This is a genomic window from Mageeibacillus indolicus UPII9-5, from assembly GCF_000025225.2.
GTDB lineage: Bacteria > Bacillota > Clostridia > Saccharofermentanales > Fastidiosipilaceae > Mageeibacillus > Mageeibacillus indolicus.
This window is the reverse complement of record NC_013895.2, coordinates 1,302,546-1,318,421: the sequence shown is the minus strand read 5'-3', so window position 1 is coordinate 1,318,421 and position 15,876 is coordinate 1,302,546. Positions and strand designations below refer to the sequence as shown.

The following is a 15,876-nucleotide window of genomic DNA, read 5'->3' as shown; positions in this document are numbered from 1 at the left end:
TGAGCGATTCGGTGCTATAATTGAGAGCATGACTGTACACAAAGATATTAATAAACAAGGAGAAATGCATGGCTTTTGATTTTGATGCCGATTTTAAACCGGCCGCTCCGTTCACCGGCTTAGACGACCCAGCGACAGCTGACAGCCTGAGTTTTAACGGGGGCATCGCACAAAATAAAACAGATTTGCTGGCCGGACTGAATGAGCCGCAAAAAAAAGCAGTATTACATAAGGACGGACCGTTACTCATATTAGCCGGGGCTGGCTCGGGCAAAACCAAAGTTATAACTCATCGCATAGCTTATTTAGTTGAGCATGAAAATGTGCCGGCGTCATCGATCTTGGCGATAACTTTTACCAACAAAGCGGCTCAGGAGATGCGCCAAAGAATTATCAAGCTTATCGGCAACCGGGTACAAGGTATGTGGGTAGGCACATTTCACGCAATGTTTTTGCGAATCTTGCGCAACCACGCCGAATTGCTTGGATTTACCAAACGTTTTACGGTCGCCGATACAGATGATCAGCTCAAAATGATTAAAGCCTGCTTGGATGAGCTTGAATTTAATGACAAATCTTTTCCGCCGCGGCAAGTCCTCAGCATGATCAGCAAGGCCAAAAATCTATTGCAAAATCCGGACGACTATCGGCTGAGCGGCAAGGGAAACTACTTTATCAATCGAGTTGCCGATGTTTACCGCCTCTATGCCGCCAAACTGCAATCCGCCGATGCTATGGATTTTGACGATATTTTGTATTATGCCGTGCGGTTGTTTACCGAACACAAAGATGTTAGATATCACTACTGCCAATTGTTTAACTACATTTTGGTCGATGAGTACCAGGATACGAACGGCGCACAATATCGCCTGATTAAATTGCTGACTTCCGGCAAAAATAACCTTTGTGTCGTCGGTGATGATGACCAATCCATCTATTCGTTCCGTGGGGCGGACATCACCAATATTTTAAATTTTGAAAAAGATTTCCCGGCCTGCGAAGTGATCAAGCTTGAGCAAAACTATCGTTCCACAGAGTCGATTTTGGGCGCGGCCAATGCCATTATCGCCCACAACACGGAACGCAAGGACAAAACTTTGTGGACTGCCAAGGCCGGTGGCAACAAAATAAAACTCCTGAATCTTGCCAACCAAGACGCGGAAGCCAAATATGTAGCTGCCCAAATAATCGATATGCGACGCGCCGATCCGACGCTTAATTACAGCGATTTCGCGATCTTGTACCGGCTCAACGCCCTTTCCCGTTCCTTAGAATTTGCTTTGCGTGATCAGGGAATTGAATATCGTATATATGGTTCGGTTCGTTTCTTCGACCGCAAAGAGATTAAAGATGTGCTGGCTTATTTGCGTCTCTTGGCCAATCCTTACGATGGCATCTCTTTCAGCCGGATCATCAATGTTCCGCGCCGCGGCATCGGGGACATTACTCAGGCAGCGGTGCTTAATCTGGCTGAAACGGCCTCAATAACCCCACTAGAAGTTTGCCGGCGGGCCGGAGATTTCCCGAGCCTGGAACGTGCGGCTTATAAGTTGCAGACGTTTGCAGCATTGATGGATGAGCTGGCGGCTTCTTTACAAAATGCTAAAACATTTGCCATGTTCATTGACGGAGTTATCAATGATACCGGCTTGCAGGCGGAAATTATTAATCAGGCCAAAAAAACCGGTGAAGACCCGGCAGATCGTGTGGCCAACCTGCAAGAGCTGGTTTCCGACGTCGTGCAATTTGAGCATAATCCTTTGCCGCCGGATGTCGTCATGCTGGAAGCCGAAAACGATGAAGTTACCACTTGGAGCCGCAGCGAATTGCTGGATGCCTACTTGGATCGTGTTGCCCTCATATCCGGTAACGACCAAACCGAAGACGCGGATGCGGTAAAATTGATGACGATTCACAGTGCCAAGGGCTTGGAGTTTGCCAATGTATTTTTGATCGGAATGGAAGAGGGCATATTCCCCGGCTTCCGTTCTTTGGAGACAGAAAATGGGGTGGAAGAGGAGCGTCGGCTGGCCTATGTTGCGGTGACACGGGCTATGCGCCGTCTATTCATAACCATGGTCAGGGAAAGAATGCTTTATGGGCGGACCTCACATGAGATTCCGTCCCGATTTGTTGCGGAAATTCCGACCGAATTTTTGGAAACGCAACGCATTGCTGACGCAAACGAACGACATGCCGCGTTTGGGCGCACCGCTGCAGCTGGGCATTTTACCGCCGGCACAGGTTCTTTTTCCACAGCTGCTACAGCCGGAAATTCCGCGGCATCGGTATATTCCGCTTCATCCGGGCAGATAGCCTCGTCTGGGCGCAAACCACGGCCGAAAACCGAGTGCAGTTTTCAAGCGGTAAAAGCAGCGACGCTCGGGGCGTTAAGCGACAATCTCTCCAGTCCTGCAAATCCTGCAAATCCTGCGACGGGCAATATTTTACGGCCGGCCGACCTTTTTGTCGGTCAAATGGTTAGACATCCGCGCTTCGGGGTTGGCGAAATAGTTAGCTTGAGTGAGGTCAGCAACGATGCTATCGTCAATATTAATTTTGCTGACGGAAAAAAGCGGATGTTGGCATTAAGTGCCAAACTTACTGCGGCTGAATAGGTGAAGGGGCGGCAAAATCGTATGAATAAAAAACATCATTTTTTCGGTTTGCTTAGTCGTATGCGTTTAATTAAACGCTGGAGCTTGATGCGAAATTTAAACTCAGAAAACATCGCCGAGCATAGCTATGATGTGGCAATTATTGCGCACAATCTTGCCTGGCTACGAAAACTGCGTTTCGCTGATCAATATTCATGTTGCCCTGATCCGGGTAAGGTGATGCAGTTGGCTGTCTTTCATGATGCCCCGGAGATAATTACGGGCGATTTGCCGACTCCCGTTAAATATTATGATCAAAATTTGCGTCAATCGTTTGCCTGCTTAGAGGAACAGGCGATTGCCCGGCTGATTTCTCTGCTGCCGCTGGATTTGCAGCCGATTTATGCTGATTTATTGCGGCCGGATCGCGCTACCCAGGAGATCAACCAAGCCTTGCTGCTGGTGAAAGCCGCGGATAAACTTTCAGCGTATTTGAAATGCTTGCAGGAAACTCAGCAAGGAAATTCGGAATTTGCTCCGGCTCTCGCTACGACCTTAGCCGCTATCCATGCCTTGAAACTGCCCGAAGCAGAATGCTTTTTGACGGAGTTCGCCCCGTCCTACGTGTTACCACTGGACGAACTGCAGCCGGTAGCAGAAACTGCCGAAGGCCCGGCAACAGTACAGGCGAAAGGGCAACCGACAGTGCAGCCGAGAGAGCAACCAGCAGCGCAGCCAATCAACTTGGTAAAGGACAATTGTAATGATCATCAATAATCTTGATAAATATCCGCTCCGATCCGTTCTTGGCGGGGACAGTGCCGTCTGGCACAGCTTGCGACCGATTATTTTGCCACATTTGGCGGCAATGCTTTTAAGTGAAATCCTATTTTTCATAAATGACAGACTGCCGGATTCTGCGGCCTTGCCTTGGCCACTCGTCGCCGGTTTTCCGCTTGCTCTCAACATAATTGTCATCATTATTTATTATTTGAAATTACGGCATATACGCACACTGCTTAATTTATCTTGGCCTGTACAAAAAAACGACCAATTGATTTGTATGCGCTGCCTTTTGAGTCTGGCGGGGGTAGGGGTAGGCCTATACTATGGCCAAACTGTTTTTGGTATCAGCAAATTTTTTCTTATACCGCTGATTTATCTCGGTCTTATTTTCCTGCATTACGAATTGACAGTTTTGCCGTGGGAAATAATTTTGTATCTGGTTTTCGGCGGTTTGACAACCGTGGTTAGTGTGGTGTCATTTACCATTTTTGATCACTGGCTCAATGCGGGGCGATTGAATGGAGATTTTGACTGGACTTGGCCGAAGCTCTTATCTTTTATTTTGGCTATTTTATTCGCTTACTGGACTAATAGGCGTTATGTATTCGCAAGTAAAGGGGAAATTCTGGGTGAGTTTTTCCGCTTTGTCGTCGCGCGGGTCGGCAGTTCGCTCGTTTTTGAGGGTGGCGGGCTGTATCTTCTAGTCAACGTACTTGGTCTCGGCAAGCAAGCATCCAATTTGGCCGTGGCTATTTTAGTGGTGATAGCTAATTATGTGTTGAGCAAAGTTTCGGTTTTTAAAGTGGAGCGAACGTAATAATGTGGACATATGAAGAAGCAATGCAATATTTGAATCAGTCGCTGGTTTTTGGCCGAAAAAAAGGCCTATATCCAATGCGACAACTGTTGAATTATTTCGGTAACCCGGATCATAATCTCCGGTTTATTCATCTGGCCGGCACTAACGGTAAGGGCTCTACCGCTATGGCCTTGGCCGTGATGTGTGCTGCGGCTGGCCTCAAAACCGGTCTGTACACCTCGCCTTATGTTGAAAGATTTTCCGAGCGGATTCGTTGCCTATGCAAGGAAAACTATATGGCCGCTCAGGTGCAGCGTGGCGATGGAGAAATCGACAAGGAATCGCTCGCCCGCCTTTTAGCCAAAGTAAGAGCTGGGGTCGAAGCGATAACCCCGGCAATTAGTGCTTATTATGGCGAAAAATGGCAACCGTCTTATTTTGAAATTTTGACTGTTTCAGCTATCTTGTACTACGCGGAATTGCATTGTGATGTGGTGGTTTGGGAAACCGGGCTGGGTGGAGAATTTGACTCGACGAATGTCATCGAACGGGCCGAAATTACCATTTTGACAGCACTTAACTATGATCATTGCGAATATCTCGGCAACACTTTGGCTGAAATTGCCGCTGCCAAGGCTGGTATAATTAAGCCTGGCACTACGGTTTTCCTTTATGATATCTTAACAGCTTGTCCGGATCCTGTGGCCGCCGGTGAAGCTCTGCGGGTGGTAATGGACAAATGTCAAGCCTGTAAAGTTCCGCTGTATGTTATAAAACCTGGCGATTTTGCCGTCTGTGAACGTGGCCTTGATGGGATCGAGATCGACCTGCGGCAAGCTCCGACTTGCCTGTATAAGCCGGCCGGCTGCTCGTCCTTGCCAACCGGCAGCCCGTCCATGCCAACCGGCTGCTCGTCCTTGCCAACCGGCAGCCCGTCCATGCCAACCGGCTGCTCGTCCTTGCCAACCGGTATGATGAGAAAATATTTTATACCTTTGATCGGCCAACATCAGGCGATGAATATGGCGGTAGCGATTTTTGCCGGCGCGACATTTTTACGGCAGCAAACAAATTTTACCGACGCACAGACAGTAAGCACAATTGTTGCCGCATTGCCGGAACTGTACTGGCCGGCTCGCTTGGAAGTTTTGCAAAAAAAACCGCCGGTGTTGCTGGACGGCGCTCATAATGTTCAAGGTGCAACAGCTTTGGGGGCTGCTTTACATGACTTGGGCATCGGCCACGCGGCGATTTGGGTATGCGGCTTTGTGCGTGGAAAAAATCATGTCGAGATGGTCAGGCATTTGATCGATACGGTTGGCCGAGCCCCGCTCGCGATAATTTGCTTGACACCGCCTGAACCTAAGCGTGCCGTACCGGCAATGGAGCTGCGCCAAGACTTGACCAAACTTAATTTGTTTGCGTCGGCCGGTGGCGACACGGCCTTTTTTGTGGCCGCGGATCCTGCTGAGGCTTTAAGTATCTGGCAGCGAGACTATGCGACCGCCCCGTTGGTTGCTTTCGGTTCTCTTTACTTGGCTGGTCCGTTTAAGCAGGCATGGCGCAAATTCCAAGAAACGCGAAACAATGAGTGAACTAGGAACATTGAGCTGACTCAGTTACTGAGTTACGCAACAGCCCGGTTTTGTTTACCAAGCTGCCGCTGCCGGCCATGATACAAGTTTTAGCGGCCAAGATGAATTACTAGATTGTCTTATACGGGGAGAGCAATTTATAATATATACTGACGTCGGTTACCGAATCGGAACGGTGCTGCCCGACAGCTGGCAGATTACCGTAATGGCAGCCGAAATGTAAGTCCCATATTTTATAGGAGCAGATGATGAGATATATCAGCACACGCAGTGATTTCAGTACCGAAAGTTCAGCCGAAGTTTTAATCAACGGCATTTTACCGGATGGCGGGGTATTAGTACCGGAATATTTACCGTTTTATGATGAAGCCGGTTTGGCCGAGCTGGCACCACTTTCTTTTAACGAACGAGTTGTGCGCATTTTACACGATTTTTTGCCGGATTTTTCACCGACTAGATTGCGCGAGTGCGTAAGCAAAGCTTTTAACAAGGAAGCATTTCCCTCTGAACGTGTAGTTTCCGTGGTAGGATTAAATAAGTATTTGCAACATGAATACCTACTCGAAATGTGGTACGGACCGACCGGATCATATAAAGATATTGCGATACAACTATATCCTGAACTGCTGAATTTGGCCGCTACCTCCATGGGCAAAAATTGTCGCTACTGCTTTATCAATGCTACATGCGGTGATGCCGGAATTGCCGCTACAGCCGCTTTAAAGGATTTTCCACATACTGAGGCACTCATCCTCTACCCCCAACGTGGTTTAAATGAAGTGCAACGACGACAGTTATTGGATGGCCGTGGCAAAAATATTCTTATTCACCCGGTAAACGCAGGTTTTGATCAAATCCAAATTCTGACCAAAAAGATATGTCAGTCGGAGGAAATCCGACAAGCGGCAGTGGAGGCGGGAAAGTTAGTCGTAACAGTAAACGCCAAGAGCTGGGGACGGCTTTTACCCCAGGTGGCGGTATTTGTTTCAGCCTATGCTGACCTGCTGGCCACGGGTGAAATTACAGCGCACGACAAATTGAATGTCGTCGTTCCGAGTGGTAATCTCAGCAATTTACTGGCGGCATGGTATGCGCGGCAAATGGGGGTGCCGTTTCGCCATTTGGTCTGTGCTTCCAACCGAAATAAAGTTACTTCTGATTTTTTCAGCAGCGGCAAGTTTGATGCCAACCGTAAATTGATGCATACAATCGCGCCGAGCATGGATATTTTGCGTCCGGAAAATATGGAGCGGTTGTTGTTCGAGCTGAGCGGCCATAACTATGAGCGAGTCAACGCTTGGGAGCTTGCGTTAAGCAATGACGGCGGATATCAGGTGGAAACGGATATATTGCGCCGTATTCAGGCAGTTATGGTCGGTGGTTTTGCTGATGACAATGCTATTATGCGCACGATCAGGGAAGTATATGATCGAACCGACTTTGCGGTTGACCCACATACGGCGGTTGGCTTTAATGTGTATGGCCGATACGAACAACGTTCCAAAGATGAAGCGAAAGTGCTGTATGTTTCGCCAACAAGCCCGTATAAAACGCCTAAAGTCATGTCCAATGCTTTAGGATTGGGTAAGGGGGCCGCTTCCGTGCCTGAAACCGAGCTGATCAGTGATCTAGCAAAAGAAATAGGGGTGTATTTGCCGAAACAACTGGAGAGCTTAATCAATGCGGCTACCCCTGCTGCAACGGTTGCGGCCACTGCAGAGACGGCTACGGCGATCGAAACTAATACTAATACCGCTGCGGACAACGACAACACCAAGGCTAATGTGGCGGCCACGGCTACGGTGGATGAAACTGATGTTGTCGCTGTGGACAATATCAAGGCTAATAATATGACGGCTATGTCTCAGTCTATGTCTAAGCCCACGTCTCAGCCGACATCTAAGCTCGACGTCAGTGAAGAGCCTGTTTCATTGACCCTACAACAGGTCATGCCGGCGGTGCTTGAATTTGTCAGACACGGCTGCGATTAACTGGTGAAGCAACACAACGACACGCCAGTATAACTTTTCTAACGCTCAACGGGGCAGCATGTCCGTTGCTCTTGCAACACTAATTTTTTATTAAAGCAGACAGTACATAATTGGCCATCAGCAGTCCGGCGGTTGCCGGAACAAATATCATTGAGGCCGGTGGCATTCGTTTGCCGTCTACCGCTGGGGTGCGCAAAGGAACCTCCGAGCTGAACACAACCGGAAGATGCCTTATGCCGCGATGCCGCAGTTCAGTGCGCATGACTTTAGCCAGCCGACAGTTGTAAGTTTTGCTGATGTCACTTATGCCCATTTTGCTTGGATCAAGGCGATTACCGGCTCCCATGGCACTGATAATCGGAATGCCATTTCCCAGACAATACTCAATTAAGTGTATTTTGGCACTGACCGTATCTATACAATCCAAAACAAAGTTTACATCGTCAATAAAGTTCAGCTCGGTTGTGGGGCGTATAAAAATTTGCCTGGTTACAACGTTAATCTGAGGGTTTATTTGCGCTATCCTTGCCTGTGCGACCGCAACTTTCGCCTGCCCCAAAGTCGCTTCGGTAGCGATAATCTGTCGATTTAAATTGGACAGAGCCACCGTGTCGGCATCGACTAAGATCAGATTACCTACACCGGAGCGCGCCAATGCTTCCATGGCCATCCCTCCGACGCCTCCAACTCCGAAAACAGCTACTTTACTTTGAGTCAACTTGCGGCAAGCGTTTGGGCCGATTAGCCGCTCCGTCCTGCTGTCGGCGCGTTCTTGCGAATTACAAGCAGATGTATCGCAGCAAGGTGAGCCGCCTTTGTCGCCAAGACCGCTGTGCGGGTGGAATTTAGCAGCCGCTGCAGTGGGATTTGCCGTGGGAGTTGCAACGGGGTTTGCTGTGGGACTTGCTGTGGGACTGGCAATTGGATTATCTATTGTCATGCTATTCTCCATTGGTTAAAATTAATAATAGGGATCGCGACCGGCTCAAGAATTAAAAGTGGCTAGGACGCGAACCGGGAATAGTATAACTGAAGGAGACGAAAATTTGAAGATTCATCCTCCGGAACAATATGGCGATAACTTAACGACATCTGCCGCCTCTGATAAAACCGTTCAGGATCCGAATCAAACTGCGGATAAAAATGGTCAGAATCCGGATCCGACTCACGCTGCGGATAAAAATGCCCGGAATCTGCCTTCTGCCGCGGCCGGACGATATTTTCGCTGCTTTGCAGCGCGACGAACTAAAATTTTACATGGCAAAATTGATGAAAGAGTGCTGAGCTTTTTCACCCTTTTGCTTATGGGAGGTTTTTGGTTGAGCGGGTGGGGGAAACCTTTAATGCTGTTTCCATGCTTTTTTATTATCTTTTATGAAAGAAAATCGGAACTGTTGCGTTATATGGCGACTGCCGCTTTGATGTGGACAATGCTGAACTTGATTTTGCTCGCCGGAACAGAACTTTTTGAAAACATATATGTGGCGAAACTGCTTGAGCACATCAAAACTTTGCCGCCGACATTGCTTGCGAAAACTAATAGATTATCTTACAATATTCAAGCCGATATCGTCGCCGCACAAACCAAACGTATAAGTGCGTTGCTTGGCAATTTAGCTGGCCTCGGGTTTGCCGGTCAAGCGGTTGCTGCAATCTGGCGAAAACAGCTCAAACTTCCTTTGGTAGATGACCTGACACTTCGGCTCCTTGCCTGTTTTAAAACAAACTAAACAATAAATAATTGTCTCAGGAGGGTATTATGGAAAACAAAATCATTCGCGCGTTAACAATTGCCGGCAGCGATGCTAGCGGCGGGGCGGGGATGGCCGCTGATTTAACGACTTTCGAGGAATTCGGTATCTTCGGCCAAGTCGCTTTGACTACGGTCGTTAGTATGGATCCAGCCACGTGGGGGCATAAAGTCCAAGACTTGCCGCTTCAATTGGTGCAAAGCCAACTCGACACCGTTTTCGCTTCTGATGTGCCGCTGCACGCTATGAAAACTGGGATGCTCGGAACTCCGGAAATTGTGCGCTTGGTACGCAAAACCATCGACAGCCACACTATTGGCAAGGTAGTTATTGATCCGGTTCTCGTATGTAAGGGTACCGACGAGGTGCTGAATCCGAGCACAGCCGATGCTATACGCGCTGAACTCCTGCCGGTTGCCGATGTTGTTACCCCAAACGTCTTTGAAGCAGGGGCTTTGTCGGAGATGGGAAAACTTGAAACTTTGGAAGAGATCAAGGAAGCAGCCCGCAAGATTTGTGCGTTGGGAGCGAAGACAGTAGTCATCAAGGCCGGCCGTACGTTGACTGGAGATAAGGCAATAGACGTTTTTTATGATGGCCGGGAATTTACCTTGCTGGAGATGGATAAAGTAACCTTGGCCCATACCCATGGAGCCGGTTGTACATTTGCGGCCGCTGTTACCGCTGGACTTGCCTTGGGTAAGAGCGAAAAAGAAGCGGTTGCTGCGGCGAAAGACTTCGTCTATGCTGCATTGGTACATGGATTTGCTTATAATAAATTTGTTTCCCCGGTATTCCGTCCGGCTCAACGTTGCTGCCGATAATCAAGGCTGCTGCCGATAAGCCGATAAAACGAAAAATTAGGAAGCAAAAAATTAGGGCTAAATAATAAAACAAAAGTGACAAAAGAAAGCCCAGGGAAGATAAATAGATAAAAAGCCTGCCCCGTACAATACGTACGAGGCAGGCTTTCTTCATTATCACTTATTGACTATCAATCTAAAGGACTTAATACGCTCATCCTTCGTTAAGGTTCTATCTACATCTAAAGGCAATTACAGCAAGCTTTTTTCAGTTTCCGGATCGAACAGGTGGATAGATTCCGGCCGGAAGGTGAAGGAAACTTCAGTGCCGAACGACACGCCGCCCTTGAATTCAACCGGCAAATCGGTGGTCGGAACACGTAAAACGATGTCGTATTTATCTACGGTTACGTGCAGGTGGTACTCACTACCCATCATTTCCGACACGTCAACCTTACCAGTCAATGTGTTTTCACTGGGTGTATGTACAAAGTCAATATGCTCAGGTCTTATGCCCAATGTAACATCTTTAGAGGTGATCCCTTGCGCCGCCAACTTCTTGGCTGTTTCACCTGTCAGTTTGATTTTGGCAGTGCCGACTTGCACCATATAATCATCATCTTTGCCGGTAACCTTGGCGTCAAAGAAGTTCATTTGCGGTGTGCCGATAAACCCGGCGACAAAAATATTGGCTGGATGTTCAAATACTTCCTGAGGCGTACCTATTTGCATGATGTGACCATCTTTCATGATTACGATACGATCGCCTAAGGTCATGGCTTCGGTCTGGTCATGCGTAACATAGATGAAAGTTGTATTAATTCTATGGCGCAATTGAATAATCTCAGCACGCATCTGGTTACGTAATTTAGCGTCCAAATTTGACAACGGCTCGTCCATCAAGAATACTTTAGGTTCACGGACAATTGCCCGTCCGATCGGTACACGCTGACGTTGACCACCGGACAGTTGCTTCGGCTTGCGATCCAAGTATTCGGTAATTCCTAAAATCTTAGCAGCTTCACGCACTCGCTGATCAATTTCTGCCTTAGGCATTTTGCGCAACTTAAGCGCGAAAGCCATGTTTTCATAAACGGTCATGTGCGGATAAAGAGCGTAGCTTTGGAACACCATAGCGATATCTCGATCTTTTGGCTCAACTTCGTTCATTCTTTTGCCATCGATCAGCAGCTCGCCGTCGCTGATTTCTTCCAAGCCGGCTACCATTCGTAAAGTGGTTGATTTACCACAACCGGATGGGCCAACTAGGACGATGAACTCTTTGTCGGCAATGTCCAAGTTGAAACCGTGTACCGCAGTTACTTTGTTCTCATAAATTTTTTTGACATCCTTTAATGTTACAGTTGCCATATCTACCCATCGTGATAAATTCGCCTCTGCTCATTTACCTTGCCTTGAGGGGGTCGAACCCTCAGACTTTACGACACGTCTCCACATTGTCGCACCGCCGATGTGCGGAACCTCCTGTTTGAGTTGCCCCGGATTATGGAGAGGGGCGGTTGTTGTTCTTTCTTATTATAAACTACCTTTGACAATTTGACCATGCTTAATTACCGATTTCACGGAAAAATCAGGGCTCAATACGACAATATTCGCCATTTTGCCCAAATCTAAGCTGCCATAAAGGTCATAAATGCCGACTGTTTTGGCGGAATTGACAGCTGCAGCTTTTACTGCATCAGCCGGATTGATGCCGAAGCTTATTGCCGTACGCATGCAATCCATCAGATTAGTTACGGAGCCGGCGATTGTCCCGTCTTTTAAGGTTGCTAATTTGCCCTTGACGATTACGTCTTGTCCACCTAGAGTGTAATCTCCGTCCGGCATGCCGGCGGCGCGCATGGTGTCACTTACTAAAATCATTCTTTCTGCTCCGAACATCTTGAAAGCGGCCCGAATCGCCGATTGATGTACATGAATACCGTCCGAAATGATTTCCGTACGGACTTCTGCATGATCGAGTGCGGCCCCGATGACGCCTGGATCGCGGTGCGCTAAAGGCGGCATGGCATTGAACAAATGGGTAAGAGATTTTGCCCCTGCTTCCATACCGGCTGAGGCTTGCTCATAGTTGGCCATGGTGTGAGCTATGGAAACGGTTACCGTTTTGGCTGCTTCACGGATAAAGTCGACTGCACCGGGTAGCTCCGGCGCAATTGAAACCAGTTTTACCAGATGACCGGAAACGGTTTCCAACTCGTGCAGCAAGCTTATATTAGGTTCTTGCAGCCAAGCTGCGTTCTGCGCACCCTTTTTGGCGGGAGAGAGAAATGGCCCCTCTAAATTAATCCCGACAATTGTCGCACCTGGGCGATTGGCTTCACGATGCTCCCGAGCTGTCCGGCAGATCTTTTTCAGCTGTTCGGCCGCCAAAGTCATACCGGTCGGGCAAATCTGTGTAACTCCGCAGCTAAGCTCGTATTCCGCTATTGTTGCGAGGCCTGCGGCATCGCCGTCCGAGAAATCTGCGCCGCGGCAGCCGTGAAAATGAATATCGGTAAGTCCCGGGATTATGTAGCAGCCTGACACATCATATACATTTGTATCTGAGGCCAGCGGTGTCGCGATTTTTTCACCCTGCCAAGCGACATCTGCCCGCACGAAACCGCATGCCGGATCAAATTTTAAACCGTTCTTTAAAAGCATAAATACACTTCCTTAACAATATTTTTCTATAGCTTCTTTAATCATAGTGCAGCACGCCTCGATAACTGCCTCGTCGGCCGGAACAGCCGGAGCCAACGGCTTTCTTACGCTGCCGATGTCAGGACCGCCCTGCTTACGAAGTACAGCTTTGATAATGGCATACATGTTGCCGTGTCCGGAACAAAGTTTGTAAATAATTCGACAAATATCGTTCTGGATCGCGGCGGCCAAGGCAATATTTCCTTGCAGCAATTCGGTGCGCGCCTTGAGAAACAGCTCCGGCATGGCAGCGTAAGTACCGCCGATACCGCCGACAGCCCCGATAGTCAGGCCGGAAATAAACTGTTCGTCAGGTCCGTTAAAGACGATCAATCCTTCGTCATGGAACATTTGGATATCTTGCACCGGCATTGAAGAGTTTTTCACTCCGATAACATTCTTGTTTTTCTTCATCTCGCGCAACAGTGACATAGTCAGAGCGGTGCCGGCCAGTTGCGGGATGTTGTAAATGATGAAAGGTGTGTGCGGGGCGGCGGCGGAAATATCATTCCAATATTGGGCAATGGCATGTTCCGGCAAATGAAAATAAATCGGTGGAATGGCGGCAATCGCATCTACCCCCAAACTTTCGGCATGGGCGGCAAGTTCGCAGCTGTCCGCTGTATTGTTGCAAGCGACGTGGGCAATGATCACTAACCTGCCGGCGGCCGCGGCAACGACGTTCTCCAAGACTGTTTTACGTTCGGCAACACTTTGGTAAATACATTCACCGGATGAACCACCGACGTAAACGCCTTGAACATGTTTACTTATCAAATATTCGGTAAGCGCACGTACAGCTGAGGGACTTATTGCGCCGTCAGCGTCATAACAAGCATAAAAGGCGGGGAAAACCCCTTGAAATTTTTTCGTATCCATAATGAAACTCCTATTCTAGAGCTAAAAGCTCTGTAACGTTAATTTATCAGACTGAGCGAGTGACTGCCACTGTAGGCCGTTGCGGCGACCTGATCTATTACTTGTTGTCGTATCTTAACCCTTAAGAAGCGGCAAGGCTCGTTCACCCTTTAACCGCACCCATAGTAATACCTTGAGTGAAGTATTTCTGGAAGATTAAGAAAATAGTGACAATCGGCACGGCAGCCAAAGCGGCACCGGCCATAATCAGTCCGAAGTCACTGGCCATTTCACCTTGCAGATTGGCGATACCGAGGGAAATGGTCAAATTGTTATTGCTGTTCAGCATGAGCAATTGCAGGAAATAGTCATTCCACGAGTTGATAAAGGTGAAAATGGCCAATGCTCCTACGCCGGGCTTGATTATCGGCATTACCACACTGTTGAAAGTACGTAATTCTCCGGCTCCGTCAATTCGTGCCGCTTCCAACATCTCAGTCGGGATGGTTTCGGAAAACTGCTTCATCAGGAAGACCCCGAATGGCCAACCGACAGTCGGCAAAATAACGGCCAACAAATTATCGTGAATACCGAGAAAGGCCATTTCTTTCAAAAGCGGAATCAAAATAACCTGTTTAGGCAAAGCCATGGCGGCAACCATCAGTGAAAACAGGAACACCCGCCCCTTAAAACGCTTTTTCGCCAATGCATAACCGGCCAAGGAAGCGGTGACGCAAGTCAAGCCCATCGCGGCAACTGCCATTAATACCGTGTTAAACAGCCAGCGAAAGGCCGGACGCTCAAACAAGCGAACATAGTTGTCCAATGTCGGAGCCTTGGGGAACCACTCCGGATCAATGGCGTTGATGGCCGCGGCGTCCTTCAGAGACCCGGTGAGAATCCAATACAGCGGGAAAGCGAAAAGTACGGCCAGAATGAACATTATGATCAGTGATACTACGTAGTACGGACTGCTTTTTTTTGCTTTTAACATGAGACCCTCCTAACTATTAGCCTTGCCGGCAACTTTAAATTGGACGGCGGAGAACAGGGCAATAATTATTGCCAAAATGATACCCATGGCATTGCCGTACCCGTATTGGAACAGTTTGAACGCATTGTAGTAAATATAGTACATTATGGTTTGGGTCGAGTCTTGCGGACCACCGGAAGTCAACAACTGAATTAAAGCGAAACATTGGAAACTGTTGATGGTCGTAATTACAACGATGTATAGCGTTGTGGGCATAATTTGCGGCCATTTTATCCGCCAAAAAACCTGCAGCTTTGTTGCTCCGTCGACCGAGGCGGCTTCGATCAGTGACTGATCAACGTTACCTAACGCGGAAACGTACAACACGATCGGTTGACCGATAGAAGTTGTGAAAAGGATCAGGATAATGCACCATATAGCGAAATGAGCATCTCCGAGCCAGCTGATATCCTTGTCGATGAGACCTAGATGAACCAATATGTAGTTGAAAATTCCGCTATCTTTATCAAACATCCATTTCCAAACAACTGTAACGGCGACACTTCCGGTGACTACCGGCAGATAAAAGATACAGCGGAAAAATGATCTTAGTGCAGCGCGCATCGGATAAATGGCGGAAGAGACCCACAAAGAAAAAATGGTAACGACCGGAACGGCGACAACGACAATAAGAATTGTATTGCGCAAAGCTTTATGAAATATCGGGTCGTTCAGCAAGCGTTTATAATTATTGAACCCGATAAACTCGAATGCTGTATCGGTATAATTAAAAACACTTGAAACCAGACAAATTAGCATCGGTACGACAACGAAGCCGACAAAAAATATTAAGCTGGGAAGTAAGAAGAGGTAGGCTGAAGTTGTTTCACGGCGTGCCAGAATACGACTGCGATCGCCCGGATTGGGGACGGTGGACATGATTATTCCCTCTCTTTCGATAAAAATACGTGTAGTAAAGCTGATAATGCAATAGCAATCAGGTTGCGGTTGCAATAA

General features: G+C 48.0%; 13 protein-coding genes. 7 read left to right on the top strand and 6 right to left on the bottom strand.

Going from position 1 to position 15,876, the window contains the following annotated elements; translation table 11 throughout:
* Positions 1 to 68 precede the first annotated feature (68 nt).
* The 5 genes from HMPREF0868_RS05815 (at position 69) to HMPREF0868_RS05795 (ending at position 7,768) form a co-directional block, all read left to right on the top strand.
* On the top strand, positions 69 to 2,618 hold the full coding sequence (locus tag HMPREF0868_RS05815) for an ATP-dependent helicase (RefSeq protein ID WP_012993791.1): 2,550 nt from the start codon (positions 69 to 71) through the stop codon (positions 2,616 to 2,618).
* Positions 2,619 to 2,639: 21 nt separating this feature from the next.
* On the top strand, positions 2,640 to 3,374 hold the full coding sequence (gene yfbR, locus HMPREF0868_RS05810; protein ID WP_012993790.1) for a 5'-deoxynucleotidase: 735 nt from the start codon (positions 2,640 to 2,642) through the stop codon (positions 3,372 to 3,374).
* Positions 3,361 to 4,200 (top strand): GtrA family protein, encoded by an 840-nt coding sequence (locus tag HMPREF0868_RS08015; RefSeq protein ID WP_012993789.1) that lies wholly within the window; start codon positions 3,361 to 3,363, stop codon positions 4,198 to 4,200. The genes yfbR and HMPREF0868_RS08015 overlap by 14 nt, the downstream gene beginning before the upstream one ends.
* A 2-nt stretch (positions 4,201 to 4,202) precedes the next feature.
* Complete coding sequence (locus HMPREF0868_RS08010) at positions 4,203 to 5,777, top strand: bifunctional folylpolyglutamate synthase/dihydrofolate synthase (protein WP_012993788.1); 1,575 nt, start codon at positions 4,203 to 4,205, stop codon at positions 5,775 to 5,777.
* Positions 5,778 to 6,025: 248 nt separating this feature from the next.
* The gene (locus HMPREF0868_RS05795; protein WP_012993787.1) at positions 6,026 to 7,768 is read left to right on the top strand and encodes a PALP domain-containing protein; all 1,743 of its coding nucleotides are present in this window, start codon (positions 6,026 to 6,028) and stop codon (positions 7,766 to 7,768) included.
* 79 nt (positions 7,769 to 7,847) lie between these two features.
* On the opposite strand, the gene HMPREF0868_RS05790 is transcribed toward HMPREF0868_RS05795, so the two are convergent.
* Positions 7,848 to 8,708: a tRNA threonylcarbamoyladenosine dehydratase gene (locus tag HMPREF0868_RS05790; RefSeq protein ID WP_012993786.1), complete on the bottom strand. Its 861-nt coding sequence runs from the start codon at positions 8,706 to 8,708 to the stop codon at positions 7,848 to 7,850.
* A gap of 106 nt (positions 8,709 to 8,814) precedes the next feature.
* Between HMPREF0868_RS05790 and HMPREF0868_RS05785 the strand changes: the two genes are divergently transcribed.
* Together HMPREF0868_RS05785 and thiD are read left to right on the top strand one after the other, a co-directional pair.
* Positions 8,815 to 9,498, top strand: a complete 684-nt coding sequence (locus HMPREF0868_RS05785; RefSeq protein WP_012993785.1) for a hypothetical protein — start codon at positions 8,815 to 8,817, stop codon at positions 9,496 to 9,498.
* Between the two features lie 29 nt (positions 9,499 to 9,527).
* Positions 9,528 to 10,343 carry a bifunctional hydroxymethylpyrimidine kinase/phosphomethylpyrimidine kinase gene (gene thiD / locus HMPREF0868_RS05780; RefSeq protein ID WP_012993784.1) on the top strand — a complete coding sequence of 272 codons (816 nt, stop codon included), beginning with the start codon at positions 9,528 to 9,530 and terminating at the stop codon, positions 10,341 to 10,343.
* Positions 10,344 to 10,574: 231 nt separating this feature from the next.
* Here thiD and HMPREF0868_RS05775 read toward each other — a convergent pair whose 3' ends face one another.
* The 5 genes from HMPREF0868_RS05775 to HMPREF0868_RS05755 all read right to left on the bottom strand — a co-directional run bounded on the left by HMPREF0868_RS05775 (position 10,575) and on the right by HMPREF0868_RS05755 (position 15,798).
* Positions 10,575 to 11,693 carry an ABC transporter ATP-binding protein gene (locus tag HMPREF0868_RS05775; RefSeq protein ID WP_012993783.1) on the bottom strand — a complete coding sequence of 373 codons (1,119 nt, stop codon included), beginning with the start codon at positions 11,691 to 11,693 and terminating at the stop codon, positions 10,575 to 10,577.
* A gap of 165 nt (positions 11,694 to 11,858) precedes the next feature.
* Positions 11,859 to 12,989: an N-acetylglucosamine-6-phosphate deacetylase gene (gene nagA / locus HMPREF0868_RS05770; protein ID WP_012993782.1), complete on the bottom strand. Its 1,131-nt coding sequence runs from the start codon at positions 12,987 to 12,989 to the stop codon at positions 11,859 to 11,861.
* Between the two features lie 12 nt (positions 12,990 to 13,001).
* On the bottom strand, positions 13,002 to 13,910 hold the full coding sequence (locus HMPREF0868_RS05765; RefSeq protein WP_034573877.1) for a dihydrodipicolinate synthase family protein: 909 nt from the start codon (positions 13,908 to 13,910) through the stop codon (positions 13,002 to 13,004).
* A 139-nt stretch (positions 13,911 to 14,049) separates the two neighbouring features.
* Positions 14,050 to 14,880, bottom strand: coding sequence for a carbohydrate ABC transporter permease (locus tag HMPREF0868_RS05760; protein WP_012993780.1), 831 nt, complete (start codon positions 14,878 to 14,880; stop codon positions 14,050 to 14,052).
* A 9-nt stretch (positions 14,881 to 14,889) separates the two neighbouring features.
* Complete coding sequence (locus HMPREF0868_RS05755; RefSeq protein WP_012993779.1) at positions 14,890 to 15,798, bottom strand: carbohydrate ABC transporter permease; 909 nt, start codon at positions 15,796 to 15,798, stop codon at positions 14,890 to 14,892.
* Positions 15,799 to 15,876: the final 78 nt, after the last annotated feature.

Excerpts from the sequence above, each read along its gene's own strand:
- HMPREF0868_RS05755 (WP_012993779.1), bottom strand. The coding sequence starts at position 15,798 with ATGTCCACCGTCCCCAATCCGGGCGATCGCAGTCGTATTCTGGCACGC.
- HMPREF0868_RS08015 (WP_012993789.1), top strand. The coding sequence starts at position 3,361 with ATGATCATCAATAATCTTGATAAATATCCGCTCCGATCCGTTCTTGGC.
- HMPREF0868_RS05775 (WP_012993783.1), bottom strand. The coding sequence starts at position 11,693 with ATGGCAACTGTAACATTAAAGGATGTCAAAAAAATTTATGAGAACAAA.
- HMPREF0868_RS05760 (WP_012993780.1), bottom strand. The coding sequence starts at position 14,880 with ATGTTAAAAGCAAAAAAAAGCAGTCCGTACTACGTAGTATCACTGATC.
- nagA (WP_012993782.1), bottom strand. The coding sequence starts at position 12,989 with ATGCTTTTAAAGAACGGTTTAAAATTTGATCCGGCATGCGGTTTCGTG.
- HMPREF0868_RS05790 (WP_012993786.1), bottom strand. The coding sequence starts at position 8,708 with ATGACAATAGATAATCCAATTGCCAGTCCCACAGCAAGTCCCACAGCA.
- thiD (WP_012993784.1), top strand. The coding sequence starts at position 9,528 with ATGGAAAACAAAATCATTCGCGCGTTAACAATTGCCGGCAGCGATGCT.
- HMPREF0868_RS05815 (WP_012993791.1), top strand. The coding sequence starts at position 69 with ATGGCTTTTGATTTTGATGCCGATTTTAAACCGGCCGCTCCGTTCACC.
- yfbR (WP_012993790.1), top strand. The coding sequence starts at position 2,640 with ATGAATAAAAAACATCATTTTTTCGGTTTGCTTAGTCGTATGCGTTTA.
- HMPREF0868_RS05795 (WP_012993787.1), top strand. The coding sequence starts at position 6,026 with ATGAGATATATCAGCACACGCAGTGATTTCAGTACCGAAAGTTCAGCC.
- HMPREF0868_RS08010 (WP_012993788.1), top strand. The coding sequence starts at position 4,203 with ATGTGGACATATGAAGAAGCAATGCAATATTTGAATCAGTCGCTGGTT.